The sequence below is a fragment of the Kribbella jiaozuonensis genome, assembly GCF_005233875.1.
GTDB classification, from domain to species: domain Bacteria; phylum Actinomycetota; class Actinomycetes; order Propionibacteriales; family Kribbellaceae; genus Kribbella; species Kribbella jiaozuonensis.
The window spans coordinates 100,957-116,546 of the sequence record NZ_SZPZ01000004.1; the positions used below are offsets into that span (position 1 = coordinate 100,957).

The 15,590-nt window shown below is 68.2% G+C and carries 16 protein-coding genes and 1 riboswitch; of the genes, 4 read left to right on the top strand and 12 right to left on the bottom strand.

The window, feature by feature from the left end; translation table 11 throughout:
* Positions 1–17: 17 nt before the first annotated feature.
* Positions 18–102: riboswitch (ZMP/ZTP riboswitch) on the bottom strand.
* The 7 genes from FDA38_RS26555 to dop all read right to left on the bottom strand — a co-directional run bounded on the left by FDA38_RS26555 (position 102) and on the right by dop (position 6,467).
* Positions 102–1,850 carry a beta-N-acetylhexosaminidase family protein gene (locus FDA38_RS26555; protein ID WP_233714953.1) on the bottom strand — a complete coding sequence of 583 codons (1,749 nt, stop codon included), beginning with the start codon at positions 1,848–1,850 and terminating at the stop codon, positions 102–104. It overlaps the preceding riboswitch by 1 nt.
* A 32-nt stretch (positions 1,851–1,882) precedes the next feature.
* Complete coding sequence (locus tag FDA38_RS26560; RefSeq protein WP_137256865.1) at positions 1,883–2,305, bottom strand: nitroreductase family deazaflavin-dependent oxidoreductase; 423 nt, start codon at positions 2,303–2,305, stop codon at positions 1,883–1,885.
* 21 nt (positions 2,306–2,326) lie between these two features.
* The gene (locus FDA38_RS26565; RefSeq protein ID WP_137256866.1) at positions 2,327–2,935 is read right to left on the bottom strand and encodes an NUDIX hydrolase; all 609 of its coding nucleotides are present in this window, start codon (positions 2,933–2,935) and stop codon (positions 2,327–2,329) included.
* Positions 2,932–3,789, bottom strand: a complete 858-nt coding sequence (gene prcA, locus FDA38_RS26570) for a proteasome subunit alpha (protein ID WP_137256867.1) — start codon at positions 3,787–3,789, stop codon at positions 2,932–2,934. Before prcA ends, FDA38_RS26565 begins: the two co-directional genes overlap by 4 nt.
* A 37-nt stretch (positions 3,790–3,826) precedes the next feature.
* A complete protein-coding gene (gene prcB, locus FDA38_RS26575; RefSeq protein ID WP_137256868.1) occupies positions 3,827–4,669 on the bottom strand; it encodes a proteasome subunit beta in 843 nt (280 codons plus the stop codon).
* 8 nt (positions 4,670–4,677) lie between these two features.
* Positions 4,678–4,887 carry a ubiquitin-like protein Pup gene (locus tag FDA38_RS26580; RefSeq protein WP_130448384.1) on the bottom strand — a complete coding sequence of 70 codons (210 nt, stop codon included), beginning with the start codon at positions 4,885–4,887 and terminating at the stop codon, positions 4,678–4,680.
* A 59-nt stretch (positions 4,888–4,946) separates the two neighbouring features.
* Positions 4,947–6,467 (bottom strand): depupylase/deamidase Dop, encoded by a 1,521-nt coding sequence (gene dop / locus FDA38_RS26585; protein ID WP_137256869.1) that lies wholly within the window; start codon positions 6,465–6,467, stop codon positions 4,947–4,949.
* A 73-nt stretch (positions 6,468–6,540) separates the two neighbouring features.
* On the opposite strand from dop, the gene FDA38_RS42705 reads away from it, so the two are divergent.
* From FDA38_RS42705 to FDA38_RS26600, 3 genes are read left to right on the top strand one after another with little or no spacing between them, the layout of a single operon-like run.
* Positions 6,541–7,776, top strand: a complete 1,236-nt coding sequence (locus FDA38_RS42705; protein ID WP_202877841.1) for a phosphotransferase — start codon at positions 6,541–6,543, stop codon at positions 7,774–7,776.
* A gap of 36 nt (positions 7,777–7,812) precedes the next feature.
* On the top strand, positions 7,813–8,400 hold the full coding sequence (locus tag FDA38_RS26595; protein WP_137256870.1) for an RNA polymerase sigma factor: 588 nt from the start codon (positions 7,813–7,815) through the stop codon (positions 8,398–8,400).
* A complete protein-coding gene (locus FDA38_RS26600; RefSeq protein WP_137256871.1) occupies positions 8,397–9,263 on the top strand; it encodes a hypothetical protein in 867 nt (288 codons plus the stop codon). Before FDA38_RS26595 ends, FDA38_RS26600 begins: the two co-directional genes overlap by 4 nt.
* Here the strand turns inward: FDA38_RS26600 and FDA38_RS26605 are convergent.
* The 5 genes from FDA38_RS26605 to FDA38_RS26625 all read right to left on the bottom strand — a co-directional run bounded on the left by FDA38_RS26605 (position 9,260) and on the right by FDA38_RS26625 (position 14,529).
* Positions 9,260–9,601 (bottom strand): hypothetical protein, encoded by a 342-nt coding sequence (locus FDA38_RS26605; protein ID WP_137256872.1) that lies wholly within the window; start codon positions 9,599–9,601, stop codon positions 9,260–9,262. The two genes, FDA38_RS26600 and FDA38_RS26605, sit on opposite strands and share 4 nt — an antisense overlap.
* Before the next feature lie 143 nt (positions 9,602–9,744).
* Positions 9,745–11,490 carry a proteasome ATPase gene (arc, locus tag FDA38_RS26610; protein WP_137256873.1) on the bottom strand — a complete coding sequence of 582 codons (1,746 nt, stop codon included), beginning with the start codon at positions 11,488–11,490 and terminating at the stop codon, positions 9,745–9,747.
* Positions 11,491–11,559: 69 nt separating this feature from the next.
* A complete protein-coding gene (locus FDA38_RS26615) occupies positions 11,560–12,528 on the bottom strand; it encodes a tRNA (adenine-N1)-methyltransferase (RefSeq protein WP_137256874.1) in 969 nt (322 codons plus the stop codon).
* A gap of 40 nt (positions 12,529–12,568) precedes the next feature.
* The gene (locus tag FDA38_RS26620) at positions 12,569–13,723 is read right to left on the bottom strand and encodes a M50 family metallopeptidase (RefSeq protein WP_233714954.1); all 1,155 of its coding nucleotides are present in this window, start codon (positions 13,721–13,723) and stop codon (positions 12,569–12,571) included.
* A 35-nt stretch (positions 13,724–13,758) separates the two neighbouring features.
* The gene (locus FDA38_RS26625) at positions 13,759–14,529 is read right to left on the bottom strand and encodes an intradiol ring-cleavage dioxygenase (protein ID WP_137256875.1); all 771 of its coding nucleotides are present in this window, start codon (positions 14,527–14,529) and stop codon (positions 13,759–13,761) included.
* 121 nt (positions 14,530–14,650) lie between these two features.
* Between FDA38_RS26625 and FDA38_RS26630 the strand changes: the two genes are divergently transcribed.
* Entirely contained in the window at positions 14,651–15,538 is an 888-nt protein-coding gene (locus FDA38_RS26630; RefSeq protein WP_137256876.1) for a RecB family exonuclease, read from the top strand.
* The last annotated feature ends 52 nt before the right edge of the window (positions 15,539–15,590 follow it).

A 15,590-nucleotide genomic window follows, 5' to 3' on the forward strand; every position in this document is an offset into this window, starting at 1 on the left:
GCGCACTCCTCTGACGTCGAAGGTGCCCAGGCGCGCGGCGAAGCCGGATGGCAGACCGTTCCCCGGTGGTGGTCCACCTCAGCGCCAGTCGCGGTCCGTCCTCAGGATACCGACCCCGTGGCCTGGGCTACGAATGCGTCGGCCACCCCGTCACCGATCCTGAGCGGGACCTTGCTGTGCGGAAGGCGGACGTCGCGGATCTCGTTGGCCTGCGTGATCAGGTGCTCGATCTCGTCGCGGGCGGTCGCCACGTCCGACTCGTTGCCCTCCGCCTGCGCCTCGAACACGCGCAGCGCCTGCCGCAGCGCCCCACCCCAGTAGAACGACGCGTCCAGCCACGAGTCGGTCTCGGCCTCGAACTCCGGGTCGCTGACCCCGCTGCGGATCTGGGCGGACGCGTTCTCGATGGCCTCGAGGTACGGCTCGAGCTCGGCGATCGCCCCGGCCAGGTCGCCGCCGTCCCAGGTCGCCTTGAAGGCCGCGAGCTTCGACGCCAGCACCGGCGCATTGGTCAGGTGCAGCTTCCCGTCGTACGTCGTCAGGTCCGCGAACACCTCCAGCGCCGCGATCGTGGCCGCGTCTCCCCCGGCGCGCTCGGCGATCGCGCGGTGCCAGGAGGCGTCGGCGTCGTACGTCGCGGGCTTCCAGCCGAACTCGGCGAACGAGTACAGCGCGAGCTTGCTGGCCGCGGCCTGGTTCATCGGGTTCGAGATGACGCCGACGACGTGCTCGGCGAGGCCGGGCTCGCGACCTGTGTACGGCGCCAGCAGGATCCGGCCGTGCGCGTAGTCGTTGACCGGGTAGTTGTCCCAGATCAGGATGTCGTGCCCGAACACCGCCTTCGCCGCGGCCGCTTGTGCGCTCGTGATCTGCTCCGGAACGACCGCAGTACCCGTCCAGTGCACGATCACGGCGGGATCGAGCTGCTCGCGCAGGGCCTGCTTGTACGGAGTCTCCTCGACGTCGTAGTACTCGGTCGGGACCATCTGCAGTGGAGCCACGTCCGGCTTGGTCGCGATCCACTCGCGCTGGACGCGGTTGCACAGATCGGCCTGCGCCGCACCGGCCGCGCCACCACCTGAGCCGTACTTCGAGGCGTCCTCGTCGGCGTGCCACTTCTCGTACTCGATGTCGTCGAGCGGCACGTTGAACACCCGTACGCCGAGCGCGTACAGCGCCTCGAACTTCGCGATCAGTGCCTGGAAGTCGTCGTCGGAGGTGTACGCGATCGACAGGCCGGGCGACAGCGCGAAGGTGAAGTCGACCTTGTTGCGCTGGGCCCGCTCGATCAGCTCGCCGAGCTCGGCCAGCTTGTCGGCCGGGTACGGGTCACGCCACTGCTCGCGGTGGTACACGTCGTCCTTCGGCGCGTACTGGTAAGTGTTCAGCTTGTGCGCGCCGAGGTAGTCCAGGTGGTCGAGGCGGTCCGCGTGCGACCACGGGGTGCCGTAGAAGCCCTCGATCGAGCCGCGGTACGGCAGGGTCGGCCAGTCGCGGATCTCGACGCCGTCGACGTGGTTGCCCTCGACAAGCTGGTCGAGGGTCAGGGCCGCGTAGTACGTGCCTCGGATGTCGACGCCGTCGAGGACGATCTGGTGGTCACCGACGGCAACGACGTACCCCTCGGCCGGCAGACCGGCGGCCGGTTCGACGTCGAGGCCGGTGCCGCCGAGATGGACGGTCACTGCGGCCTCGCCGTCGACGATCGTGGTCACGCCGGCGCGGGTCAGGGTGTCGCGGACGAGCCGCTCGGCATCGGGATCGGTGGTCGGTCCGTGCACCAGACCGACCCTGTTACCGAGGTCGAATCCGTCCGGACGGGTGCTGGTCTGCTGAGGGTCAGGGGTCACAGCCCTATCCACTCAGCGCGCGGACCTACCCGTCAAGACACCCGGGTGAGCTTGAGGACCGGGATCGTACGAATGCCCGCCGTGCGAACCTCGTACTCGGCGAAGCCTGGGTAGCGTCGCGCCTGCTCGGCGTAGATGCGGTCGCGGTCCGCGCCGGTCACATCGTCGACGGACACCTTGTACGTCTCGGTGCCGACCTCGACGACGCCCTCACCGGCGGAGACCAGGTTGCGGTACCAGTCCGGGTTCGTGGGCGCGCCGCCCTTGCTGGCGAACACGTAGATGACGGCCGGGTCGGTCTCGTCGGCCAGGTACATCGTCGGAGCGATGAACTCCTGTCCGCTCCGGCGGCCGATGTGGTGCAGAAGCACCATCGGGGCGCCTTCGAAGTTGCCGCCGACCTTGCCTTCGTTCTCCCGGAACTCGGTGATGACGTTCGTGTTCCAGTCGCTCATATCGTTTCCTCCGCAGATTTTCTAAAGCAAGCCTGCGTGGTCCAACGCGAGATAGGCGGCATCAATTCCGGTCATCGCACCCGGAGTGCGCAGCTCGGCACGGAACGCGTCCACGGTCAGCTCGACCGGGACGCAGTCCTCGGCCTCGTCGAGCTGTTGTTTGCCGTCCGGGCGGCAGCCGCGCGCGATCGCGACGTACTTGCGGAAGGTCGAGGACGCCCCGGACCACTGCCAGCCGACGACGTCGAGCGTCTCGCAGGTGTAGCCGGTCTCCTCCTCGAGCTCCCGCGCGCCGGCGACGGCCACCTCTTCGCCGGGCTCCACCAGGCCGCCCGGCAGGTTCGTCACCACGGAGTCGGGGCCGGCGCGGAACATCCGGATCGTCACGATCCGGCCCTCCGGCGTCAGTGGCAGCACGGTGATCCCGGACGCGATCCCGGCCTCGGGGCCGAGGACGTCCCACTCGACCTCACGGCCGTCGGGCATCCGGTACCGCCGCAGCCGCACGGTCAGGAAGCGCTGGAAACCCGGCTCCTCCTCCAGCAGCTCCCACGGAACCGGATCGGCGGGCCGAGACGACTCAGCCGCCACGTTGTCGGTGACGGCTGAGGTCTCGTGCTGGTCCGTCACAGGGGACGGTTGTCGTCAGGATCTTCCGGCGGAGCGATCGGTGCGTCATCCGCCGGCGGGGCGACCGGGGAGTCATCGGCCGACGCAGTCGTCTCCGCGCTGTCGTCCTTGTCGGCGGCGTCGGTGTCGGCCGGCGCGGTGGGCTCCTCCGCAGGACGCGACTCGGACAGGATCCGGGCCAGCGTCTCCTCGGAGATCCGCTTGAACTTGCGCACCTGGGTCCGGGTCCGGTCCAGGACCGCGACCTCGAGCTGGTCCGGCGTCAGCTGCCGGACCTCGGTGCCGTCGTGGCCGAGCGCGTCGACCGCGAGCCGGAGCGCGCCCGCGAGCGAGATGCCCTCGGAGTAGTGCTCGCCGATGTAGTCCGCGACCTGGTCGGCCGGGCCGCCCATCACGGCGTACCCCTGCACGTCGGCGATGGAGCCGTCGTACGTGAGCCGGTAGACCTGGTCGTCGGACGGAGCGGCGCCGATCTCGGCGACCAGGATCTCGACCTCGAGCGGCTTCTCACCGCCGGAGGAGAAGATCGCGCCGAGTGTCTGCGCGTACGCGTTGGCCAGCGCCCGGCCGGTGACGTCGCGCCGGTCGTAGGAGTACCCGCGCATGTCGGCCAGCCGCACGCCGGCGATCCGCAGGTTCTCGAACTCGTTGTACCGGCCGACGGCGGCGAACGCCATCCGGTCGTAGATCTCGGCCACCTTGTGCAGCGCGGGCGAGCGGTTCTCGGCCACGAACAGGATGCCGTCGGCATATTGCAGCGCGATCGCGCTGCGGCCCTTGGCGATGCCCTTCCGGGCGAAGTCGGCCCGGTCCCGCATCAGCTGCTCGGGCGAGACGTAGAACGGAACGCTCATCGAAGGTGTCGTCCTCTTATCAGTCGAAGGGCGGGGGTCAGGTCAGGGACGTCGCGGCCGGGCCGTCAGGACGCCGGTGCCGTTGGCTCCAGGCCGCGTCGACGAGCGCCGCCACCTCGTCCTCGGGCAGCCGCCGGTAACCGTCCGCGGTGACCACGCCGACCACCGGGAAGATCCGCCGGAGCATGTCCGGGCCGCCGGTCGCCGAGTCGTCGTCGGCCGCGTCGATCAGCGACTGGATCATCACCGTCACGCAGTCGGTCTCGGACAGGTCCTCGCGGTACAGCTTCTTCAGCGCGCCGCGGGCGAACAACGAGCCCGAGCCGACGCTGTAGAAGTGGGTCTCCTCGTACCGCCCGCCGGTCGGGTCGTAGGAGAAGATCCGGCCGCCCTTGATGTCCTGGTCGTACCCCGCGAACAGCGGCACCACGGTCAGGCCCTGCATCGCCATCGGCAGGTTGCCCCGGATCAGCGCGCTGAGCCGGTTGGCCTTGCCGTCGAGGCTGAGCGTCGCGCCCTCGAGCTTCTCGTAGTGCTCCAGCTCGACCTGGAACAACCGGACCATCTCGATCCCGAAACCGGCCGAACCGGCGAACGCGACCGCCGAGTACTCGTCGGCCGGGAACACCTTCTCGATGTCACGCTGGGCGATGATGTTGCCCATCGTGGCCCGCCGGTCGCCGGCCATGATCACGCCACCGGGGAAGGTGGCCGCGACGATCGTCGTACCGTGCGGGACCTCACTGGACAGGTCACCCGAACCCAGGGCCCGTCGTCCCGGCAACAGGTCGGGCGCGTGCCCGGCCAGGAAGTCCATGAACGACGAGCCACCTGGGGTCAGGAAGGCTTCCGGCAACCGGCCGGAGGCATCAGAAGTCATCGAGCGGTTCACTCCCCACCCTTTTGCACGAATCCGCGGACGAACTCCTCGGCGTTCTCCTCGAGGACCTCGTCGATCTCGTCCAGGATCGAGTCGACATCCTCGTCGAGTCGCTCTTTGCGCTCCTGGACGTCCTCCGACGCCTCGACCTGCTCGACCTCTTCCTCGGTCGACGAACGCTTGGGCTGCTTGTGCTGCTGCCCGCCGTCTTTCGCCATGGCCAAACACCTCCTAGAACCGCTGGGAAGGCCGCCCAACCGACCCTCCTATAGCGACCCTACCCGGCGGCGCCCCCAGTAATGGTGCGAACCAGGTCACTGGCGGTGTCGCATTGGTCAAGAAGTGCGCCGACGTGCGCTTTCGTACCCCGCAGCGGGTCCAGCGTCGGGATCCGTTGCAGTGACTCCTTACCGGGCAGATCGAAGATCACCGAGTCCCAGGAGGCGGCCGCGACCTGCGGCGCGTACTGCTGCATGCAGCGGCCGCGGAAGTACGCGCGGGTGTCGGTCGGCGGGTGCGCCACCGCCATCCGGATCTCCTCGTCGGTGACGATCCGCTGCATCCGGTTCGATTTCACCAACCTGTAATACAGGCCCTTGTCCGGACGGAGATCGGCGTACTGCAGGTCGATCAGGTGCAGCTTCGGGTCGTCCCACTCGAGACCGTCGCGGTCGCGGTACTGCTGGAGCAGTTTGTACTTCGCGACCCAGTCGAGCTGGTCGGACAGCTTCATCGGGTCGATCGCGAGCTGGTCGAGGATCTGCTCCCAGCGGTGCAGGATGTCCTTGGTCTGCCGGTCCGCGTCGTCGCCGTACTTGTCCTCGACGTACTTGCGGGCCTGCTCCAGGTACTCCGCCTGCAGCTGGACGGCGGTGATCTTGCGGCCGTCCTTCAGCGTCAGCAAATGCGTGCAGGACGGGTCGTGGCTGACCTCGTGCAGCGCGGAGACCGGCCGGTCGACGCCGAGGTCGTCGGTCAGCCAGCCGTCCTCGATCATCGCGAGCACGAGCGACGTCGTACCGACCTTGAGGTACGTCGAGATCTCGGACAGGTTCGCGTCGCCGATGATCACGTGCAGCCGGCGGTACCGGTCCGGATTCGCGTGCGGCTCGTCGCGGGTGTTGATGATCGGGCGCTTCAGCGTCGTTTCCAGGCCGACCTCGACCTCGAAGTAGTCGGCCCGCTGGCTGATCTGGAACCCGTGCGCCGCGCCGTCCTGGCCGATGCCGACCCGGCCGGCGCCGGTGACCACCTGACGGCTGACGAAGAACGGCGTCAGGTGCCGCACGATCGACGCGAACGGCGTGGACCGGCGCATCAGGTAGTTCTCGTGCGAGCCGTACGATGCGCCCTTGTTGTCGGTGTTGTTCTTGTAGAGGTTCAGCTGCGGGGCGCCGGGGATCAGCCGGGCCTGCCGCGCGCCCTCCATGATCACCAGCTCGCCGGCCTTGTCCCAGACCACCGCGTCCCGCGGGTTGGTGGTCTCCGGAGCGGAGTACTCCGGGTGGGCGTGGTCGACGTACAGCCGGGCGCCGTTGGTGAGGATCACGTTCGCCAGGCCGGTCTCCTCGTCGGTGAGCTGGCTGGAGTCCGCCACCTCCCGGCTGAGGTCGAATCCTCGCGCGTCGCGTAACGGGTGCTCCTCGTCGAAGTCCCATCGCGTCTTGCGCGCGAGCGGCTGCGTCTGCGCGTAGCCGTTCACCACCTGGCTCGAGGTCAGCATCGGGTTGGCCCCGGGCTGGCCCGGCACCGAGATCCCGAACTCGGTCTCGGTACCCATGATCCGCCGAACACTCATGCGAACGAGCCTACGCGGTACCGGCGACTAAAGGGGTTGCTGTGTCCACAGGGTTACATGTGAGACTGCGCCCGTGGACGAATTGGTGGCGATCCTGGACCAGGACAACCATGTCACCGGTTCCGCGCCACGGTCGGTGATGCGGCGCGACAACCTGCGCCATTCCGCCACCGGAGTAGTCGTCCGGAATACGGCCGGTGACATCTACGTGCACCGCCGTACGCCGATCAAGGACCTGTACCCGAGCCGGTACGACTTCTCTGCCGGCGGGGTCGTCGCGGCCGGTGAGGACCCGTTCCACGCCGTCGTACGGGAGCTGGAGGAGGAGCTCGGGATCTCGGGCGTCGAGCTGACGCGGTTGCCGGAGGGCGACTACGCCGACGACCACACGCACTACCACGCGTACCTGTACACGTGCGTCTGGGACGGCCCGGTGCGGCACCAGCCGGAAGAGGTCGAGTGGGGCGCCTGGATGTCCCCCGCCGAGCTCGTCGCCAAGCTCGACGATCCGTCGTGGTCGTTCATGCCGGACGCGGTGGGTCTGCTCGGGGACTTCGTCCGGAGTCTGGCGACCATCGACCAGGGCTGGGACAGCGACGCCTGGATCGACGGTCGGTGGATCCACCGCTCCCCACGGCGGCCCGAGGTGCGCCCCAGGCTGCTCGCTGAAGCCACGCTCCTCCCCTGGCTCGCCCCGCAGCTGCCCCTGCCCGTCCCGGTGCCTGAGCTGACGGACAACGGCGTACGGCACCTGATGCTGCCCGGCTCACCTTTCACCGACGGCGGTACGGCGACGGGCCGCGAGCTGGGCGCCTTCCTCAAGGCCCTGCACGCTGTGGATCCGGTCGAAGCGGTCGCGCGTGGTGCGCTGGACGCGGCCACGGCCGATGCCGAGAAGGCGGTGTTCCTGAAGGAGTGCAAGACCCAGGTAGTGCCGCTGCTGCCTTCTGAAAGGCGCGGCCGCGCCCTGGACCTGCTCGACCGCGTGGCCAACGTCCGGACCTCCTTGATCCATTGCGATCTGGGTCCGGACCACGTCCTCATGGCCGACGGTCAGATCACCGGCATCATCGACTGGACGGACGCCGTCATCGGCGACCCCGCGCTGGACCTCTGCTGGCCCCTCAACGGCGCTCCAGAAGCACTCAGGACCGGTCTGATCGAGGTGTACGAACCCACCTCTGACCAGGTAGAACGCGCCGAGGACTGGGCCCGCCTCTCCCCCTGGTACGGCGTCCACCGCGGCCTGCTCCTCGACCTGCCGGACGACGTGACGAATGGTCTGCAGGACATCCTGAATCGGCTCTGATGCAACCATCCGCCGGCTGTCCGGTCATTAGAGGGTGTGAAGACCACCCTGACTGACGACACGGAGCTGTGGGAGCGATTGCGCGTCGGGGACCATTTCGCGCTCGGCGAGCTGTTCGACCGGTACGCGGACGACGTACGGGCGTTCGCGTTCCGGCGTACCGCGTCCTGGAGCACCGCCGACGATGTGGTCCAGTCGACGTTCCTCAGCACCTGGAGACGCTTCCAGCGAAACCCACCCGGTCCGCTGACGGCGTCGAGCGCCCGCGGCTGGCTGCTCGTCGTGGCGGGCAACGAATGCCGGGCGCTGGCTCGTACGGCGGCCAGGCTGCGCAACGTGCTCACCCGCCTGCCTGACCCTGCACCCGACGACGACCATGCACCCGACGTCGCCCGCCGTCTGGACGACGAACGCCAGATGTCGGCGATCCGTCGCGCGGTGGCCGAACTCCCCCGGCACGAGCGCGAGACCCTCGAGCTCGTCGTCTGGTCCGGACTCACTACAGCCGAGGCCGCGGACGCGCTCGGCGTACCGGTCGGGACCGTCAAGGCCCGGCTCCACCGCACCCGCCGCCGCTTCCCCGACCTGTTGACCCGGGTCGCCCTCAACGAGGAGCTCTCATGAACACCCAACTCGAACCACCGCGGGTTCCGCCGTTGAGCGCCGCCGAGCGGTCCCGACTCCGCAATCAGGTGATGGACAGGACCCGGCCCGGCGACCACCGCCCTGGCCGGCGGTGGATCGCACCGGCTGTCGCCGTCGGAGCCGTCGCCGCTGTCGTGGCCGGAACGCTGGTCGTCACCCAGAAGTCACCCGACGACACAGGAGCGGCCGGTACGTCGACCGTCTCGCCCGAGGCAAAGGTGGGCGTCGATCTCGGCCCGGTCCCGCAGGCCGACGTGGCCAAGATCGTCGCCGACTGCCAGTTCCCGGACGAGCCGGGTCCGGCCCAGCTCGTCTGGAGCCGTCATGTCCGGGGTATCACCAAAGACAGCACCGCGCTGGTGGCAGTGGCCCTGGACACGAACAAGGCGACTACGCAGCCGCCGGTGATCAACGGCCATCGCAAGCCGGGGGGCGGAGGAGCTCCGTCCACCGCGAAGCTCGGGTACCGGTACTGCATGACGCGGACGCCGCCGAGCGGCAAGCTCGGCGCGATCGGAGCGGTCGGGCGGGTCGACGACAAAGCCTGGCGAACCCAACCCACCCAGCAGCGCGCATTGGTGGCGCTCGGCACCACGGACGGCGACTTCACCAACGACCTCACCACGCTGCAATCGTGGCGGCTCTACCGGGCCCACCCAGATGTCGCCCAGGTCGAGGCGCGGTACGTACTGAACGGGAAGACCGGTCCGTGGACCAGCGGTGTCGTGAGCGACGGCTTCGCCTACATCGAGGTCCAGGCGAACGGGAAGTTCACCGTCGGTCAGAAGCTCAAGACCGAGGTCCGCGCCTTCGACGCGAAGGGGCACCAGCTCCCGATCTAGCGCATACGGCGGGACATCGTCCGGGCGAAGTTGATGCTGACCAGTCCGATCCAGGCGATCAGTACGCCGAAAGGCCCGATCATGCCGGCCGCGATCGCGGTGATCGGGATGGCCGCGACGATCGACACGATCGCCAGCGCCAGGCCGCCGGGGTCGGTCTCGCGGCTGGGATGCCGTCGCGGGGCCGGCTCGGGCAGCGAACCGACGCGTCGCTGGACATCCCGGGCATCGAGCTTCTCCAGGAAGCTGTCGATGATCTCGTTCTCGTACTCCGGCCCCAGTTCCTGCCGTGCCGCCACCGCGGCCCGCAGGTCCTTCCGCACCTCATCCGTCGCCATAACAGCAAGCTAAGGCCGGAAGACCGCCGTACCAATCAGGGAAACCCCCCGATCGCACCGGGTGTTATGCCTACCCCCCGCGACAAACGAACCGCCCCTGGACACATGGTCCAGGGGCGGTTCGCGGTGTCTTACAGGTTGCCTTACAGGTACTGACCGGTGTTGGTCGCGGTGTCGATCGACCGTCCGGGCTCGGTGCCCTGCTTGCCGGAGATGAGCGTACGGATGTAGACGATCCGCTCGCCCTTCTTGCCGGAGATGCGGGCCCAGTCGTCCGGGTTGGTGGTGTTCGGCAGGTCCTCGTTCTCCTTGAACTCGTCCACGCAGGCCTGCAGCAGGTGCTGCACCCGCAGGCCCTTCTGGTTCTCGTCGAGGAATGCCTTGATCGCCATCTTCTTCGCCCGGTCGACGATGTTCTGGATCATCGCGCCCGAGTTGAAGTCCTTGAAGTACAGGACCTCCTTGTCACCGTTGGCGTAGGTGACCTCGAGGAAACGGTTCTCGTCGGCCTCGGTGTACATCCGCTCGACCGTGCGCTGGATCATGCCGTCCACGCACGCCTGCCGGTCGCCGCCGAACTCGCCGAGGTCGTCGACGTGCAACGGCAGCCCACTGGTCAGGTACTTCGAGAAGATGTCCCGCGCCGCCTCCGCGTCGGGGCGCTCGATCTTGATCTTCACGTCCAGCCGGCCGGGCCGCAGGATCGCGGGGTCGATCATGTCCTCGCGGTTGGAGGCACCGATGACCAGGACGTTCTCCAGGCCCTCGACACCGTCGATCTCGCTCAGCAGCTGCGGAACGATGGTGTTCTCCACGTCGGACGAAACCCCGGATCCGCGGGTGCGGAACAGCGAGTCCATCTCGTCGAAGAACACGATCACCGGCATACCCTCGGAGGCCTTCTCCCGGGCCCGCTGGAAGACCAGGCGGATGTGCCGCTCGGTCTCACCGACGTACTTGTTCAGCAGCTCGGGACCCTTGATGTTCAGGAAGAACGACTTCTGTCCTTCCGTCCCGGTCCGCTCGGCGACCTTCTTGGCCAGTGAGTTCGCCACCGCCTTGGCGATCAGCGTCTTGCCGCAGCCGGGCGGGCCGTAGAGCAGCACGCCCTTCGGCGGCTTGAGCTCGTGCTCGAGGAACAGGTCCTTGTGCAGGTACGGCAGCTCGACCGCGTCCCGGATCTGCTCGATCTGGCCGGTCAGGCCGCCGATCTGGGTGTAGTCGATGTCCGGGACCTCTTCGAGGATCAGCTCCTCGACCTCGGACTTCGGGATCTTCTCGTACACATACCCGGAGCGCGCCTCGAGCAGCAGCGAGTCGCCGGCCCGCAGCGGCACGTCGAGCAGCGGCGACGCGAGCCGCACCACCCGCTCCTCGTCCGCCTGCGCGATGACCAGCGCCCGCTCGCCGTCGGCGAGCAGCTCCTTCAGCATCACCACGTCGCCGACGACCTCGAACTCGCAGGCCTCGACCACGTTGAGTGCTTCGTTCAGCATCAGTTCCTGGCCGAGCCGGAGCGCGTCCAGGTCCACCGACGGGCTCGCCGCGACCCGGAGTTTCCGGCCACCGGTGAACACGTCCAGCGTGTCGTCTTCATTGCGTCCGAGGAAGGTGCCGAATCCGGACGGCGGTTGCGCCAGCCGGTCGACCTCCTCCTTCAGGGCGATGATCTTCTCTCGCGCCTCCCGCAGCGTGTCGGCCAGCCGCTCGTTCTGAGCGGTGACACTCGCCAAGGAGGCCTGTGTTTCGGACAGCCTGCTCTCGAGCGACCGGCTGTCTGCCGGGTGCTCGAGCAGCCGCCGTCGCAACGCCGCGACTTCGGCTTCCAGGTACCGGACCTGGTTACGCAGTTCTGCCGCGGTAGGACTCTCGTCTCCAGCCACGATCATCACCTCACCATGTGGGGCTCGACCCTATGGACCTTACCCAGAAAACCTCGCCGGGCAAGCTGAATCCCATCACGTGTCGGTTGCGGATGAACCAGTTGCCTTCGGCATGTCGTCGGTTGATTCCGCCCGGGCCTCTTCGCGACGAGGCCCGAGGTAATCGTCGCCGTACGCGCCAGGCGCGGGGCGTCGCTTCTTCCGGGGTGCCTGCACCCCGTGCGCCATCCTTCGTGCTGTGACCAGGAAGGCGGTGTGACCTTGCATCCGGTGGCCCGGTCGAACGGCAAGGCCTTCTACATGCCAGTCTCGCACGAGTGACTCCCACGCGCGCGGCTCAGTGAACTCGCCGTGTGCCCTCAGCGTCTCCACAAAGCGGCTCAGCTGCGTCGTGGTGGCCACATAGGCACAGAACACCCCACCGGGTGAAAGCGCCTCAGCAACCGCGTCAACGCATTCCCACGGCGCCAGCATGTCGAGCACGACGCGGTCCACGTTCTGCTCGTTCAGCTTCTCGACCAGGTCGCCCACCTCGAGCCGCCAGGCCGGGTGCTCGCCGCCGAAGAAGCCGGTGACGTTCTTCCGCGCGACCTCGGCGAAGTCCTCCCGGCGCTCGAACGAGATCACCTGGCCGTGGATCCCGACCGCCCGCAGCAGCGCCGTGGTCAGCGCGCCGGAGCCGGCGCCCGCCTCGACCACCTTGGCGCCCGGGAAGATGTCGGCCATCGTCACGATCTGCGCGGTGTCCTTCGGGTAGATCACCGCCGCTCCGCGCGGCATCGACACCGAGTAGTCGGCCATCAGCGGGCGCAGCGCGAGGTACTCGACACCGCCCTTGGACCTGATCACGACCGCGTCCGGGCCGTCGATCAGCTCGTCGTGAGCGATCCCGCCCTTGGTCGTGTGGAAGATCTTCCCGCGCTCCAGGTTGACCGAGTGCCGGCGGCCCTTCGAGTCCTGCAGAGTGATCCACTCGCCCTCCTGCAGCGGTCCGTGATGGACCCCGGAGAACGCCTGGTCGGGAAAGTCACGCAAGTCAGCCATAAGGCGCTCACCTTAACTTTCGGTCACGACAACCGAGTAATCAGCGCGAGCGGAAGGCGCGTTCCACGTCCGCGGTCGCGAGTACGCCGTACACCGCGCCGCTCGCGTCGAGGACGAGGTACTCCGAGGCCGGATGCTCGCGCAACGTGGCAAGGATCTCCTCGCCGGTGTCGTTGACGCCGATGATGTGGCCCGCGCCGATGGCGGTCGAAACCTCGCTCACCGTGGTCCACGGCCGCTGGTTCGGGGCGACGGCGGCGACCGCGTTCTCCGACACCAGCGCGTGCGGTTTGCCCTCGCCGTCGATCACCACGACCGCTCCGGCCTGGGTCTGACCCGCGAGCCGGACCGCTTCGGAGATCGGCGTACCGGAATGTACGGCGACGGCGCGGCGGGCCAGTGTGCGGACCTGGAGGCTGGGCAGCTTGCGCCGGAGCCGGGCCTGCATCAGGGACGCGGTCGAGCCGGTCCAGAGGAAGAAGCCGACGAGCAGCGCGATGATGAAATCGATCATCGACGGCTGCCAACCCCAGATCTCCTCGAGCAGCACCGGCACGGCCAGCACCGAGATCGCGAGCAGCCGGCCGGCCCACGCGGCGACGATGGTGCCGGTGTGCATGTTGCCGGTGAACTTCCAGACGATCGCCCGCAGTACCCAGCCGCCGTCCAGCGGCAGGCCGGGCAGCAGGTTGGTGACGCCGACGATCAGGTTGGCGATGCCCAGTTCCCACAGCGCGACGTACCCGACACCCTCGTCGAACGCCCGGGACCCGAGGTACGCGAGCCCGCCGACGACCAGCGATGCGATTGGGCCGACCACCGAAACGGCGAACTCCTCGAGCGGCGACTTCCGCTCGCCCTCGATATGCGTGCCGGCGGCGAAGAAGCCGAGGTTGATCTCGGAGACGCCGATGCCGAACCGCAGTGCCATCAGCGCGTGCGCCAGCTCGTGGACCAGGATCGACAGCGTGAACGCGACCACGAACGCGAACGCCGCCGCGTACCGCCAGCCGCCCAGTTCGGGGAACTGCTGACCGATGATCGCGGCGAACCCGACCGCGAGCAGCATCGCGACCGGCAGCCACGTGAATCGCATCGTCAGCCGGATCCCGCGGATACGACCGAGCACCCAGGTGCCGGGCGGTGGTGGACCGGCCTGCTGGGCGGGGTTCTGGGGATCACGCGAGTCTGGCATCAAGCCAAACCTACTTTGCCGTCGGTAACTCCGTGCTACACACCCACCGTGAGAGTCGCGATGTATCCCTGATCGACATCTCCCGTCACCGCCGCCAGCTGATGTACGCCGTCGTCGTCGCCGAACACGTTGTCGTTCTCCAGCGACGTCCGGCTCAGGTTCTGCGCGCTTCCGTGGTACCCGTCGGTGCCGTAGACCGTGCTGCAGGCGTCCTTCGGGAGCGCGAGCTGCGAGGTGCGCGTGATCCGGCCGGCCTTGGTCGCGTCGTCGAGGCTCGAGTAGACCTCGAAGTGGATGTGCGGCCAACGGCCTTGGTACGCGGCGGGGAAGACCGTGGTGAACGTGACCTTGCCGGCGGCATCGGCGGCCTGGACGCCGCGGAGGTAGTTCTCGTCGGCCGCGCCGTCGGAGTACAGCGAGTAGCGGCCTTGAGCGTCGCAGTGCCAGAGGTAGATCGCGGCGCCTTCGAGCGGACTGTTCTTGCCGGCGTCGAGGACGGTGAGCTCGACGGAGAGCGGTACGCCGTTCGCCTGACCGGAGGCTGTGCCGAAGGACTTGGTGATGTCGCTTCGGACGATGCCGGACTGGTTGAGCACGTTCGGCCCGTTGGAGCCGTCGCCGGGGAACGGACCGCCGGTCTCCTGCGGAATCTCATCGACACTGGTCGAGGTGGTCGAAGGTGACGAGCAGCCCGCGACCGCGATCAGGCCGGCGCCTGCGACCAGCCCCAGGAAGCGGCGGCGGTGGAGGGTGGCGAGGTCGTACGACAGGCCGCGGTCGTGGTTCGGCGGTGGGTGGCGGTTCATACGTCCAGGGTGGCGCGTCCGGCCGATGGTCGGCCGAAAGGCGGCTGGGAGTTTGCTGGGTTTTCCACAGGGCGGAGTGGGGTGCGCGCGAAGTGTCGGTGGTTGTGCCTAGGGTTTCGGTATGAGCGTTGCAGCTGCAGTCGATCCACATGTGCATCCGCGCGGGGCGTTGTCGCCGTCCCGAGCCGCGGACTTCATGAGCTGCCCGCTGAAGTACCGGTTCCGTGTCGTCGACCGGTTGCCGGAGAAGCCGTCGGCCGCCGCGGTGCGCGGCACCGTCGTGCATGCGGTCCTTGAGCGACTGTTCGACCTGCCGCGCGGGCAGCGGACGTTGGAGCAGGCTGCGGAGCTGCTCGAGCCGCAGTGGCAACGGATCCTCGAGGAGGAGCCGGAGGTCGCCGAGCTGTTCGCCGAGGATGCGGACGGTGAAGAGCTGGCGAAGTGGCTGGCCGAGGCGCACCAACTGCTCGGGAAGTACTTCACGCTCGAAGACCCCAACGCCCTGGAGCCCGCCGAGCGCGAGCTGTACGTCGAGACCGCGCTGGACTCAGGTCTCGTACTGCGCGGGTACGTCGACCGTCTCGACGTCGCGCCGACGGGTGAGATCCGGGTCGTCGACTACAAGACCGGTCGCTCGCCGTCGGAGTTCTTCGAGGCCAAGGCCCTGTTCCAGATGAAGTTCTACGCGCTGGTGCTGTGGAAGCTGCGCGGTGTCGTGCCGGCCATGCTCCAACTGGTCTACCTGGGCAACGGCGAGATCGTCCGCTACATCCCCGACGAGGCCGACCTCCGCGCCTGCGAGCGCAAGGTCTCGGCCCTCTGGGTCGCGATCACCCGCGCCCTCGACTCCGGCGACTGGCGGCCGAGCCCGGGCCCGCTCTGCGACTGGTGCGACCACAAAGCGATCTGCCCCGCCTGGGGCGGCACACCCCCGCCCCTTCCGACCCGCTCGGTCGAAGAGGTCGCCGCCGAGTCGGCCGGCATCGACCTGATCACGGTCGACGGCTGATCCCCTCCACCCGACAGGGATGAACCCTTCGATACGGTTCGTCGCTTGACGT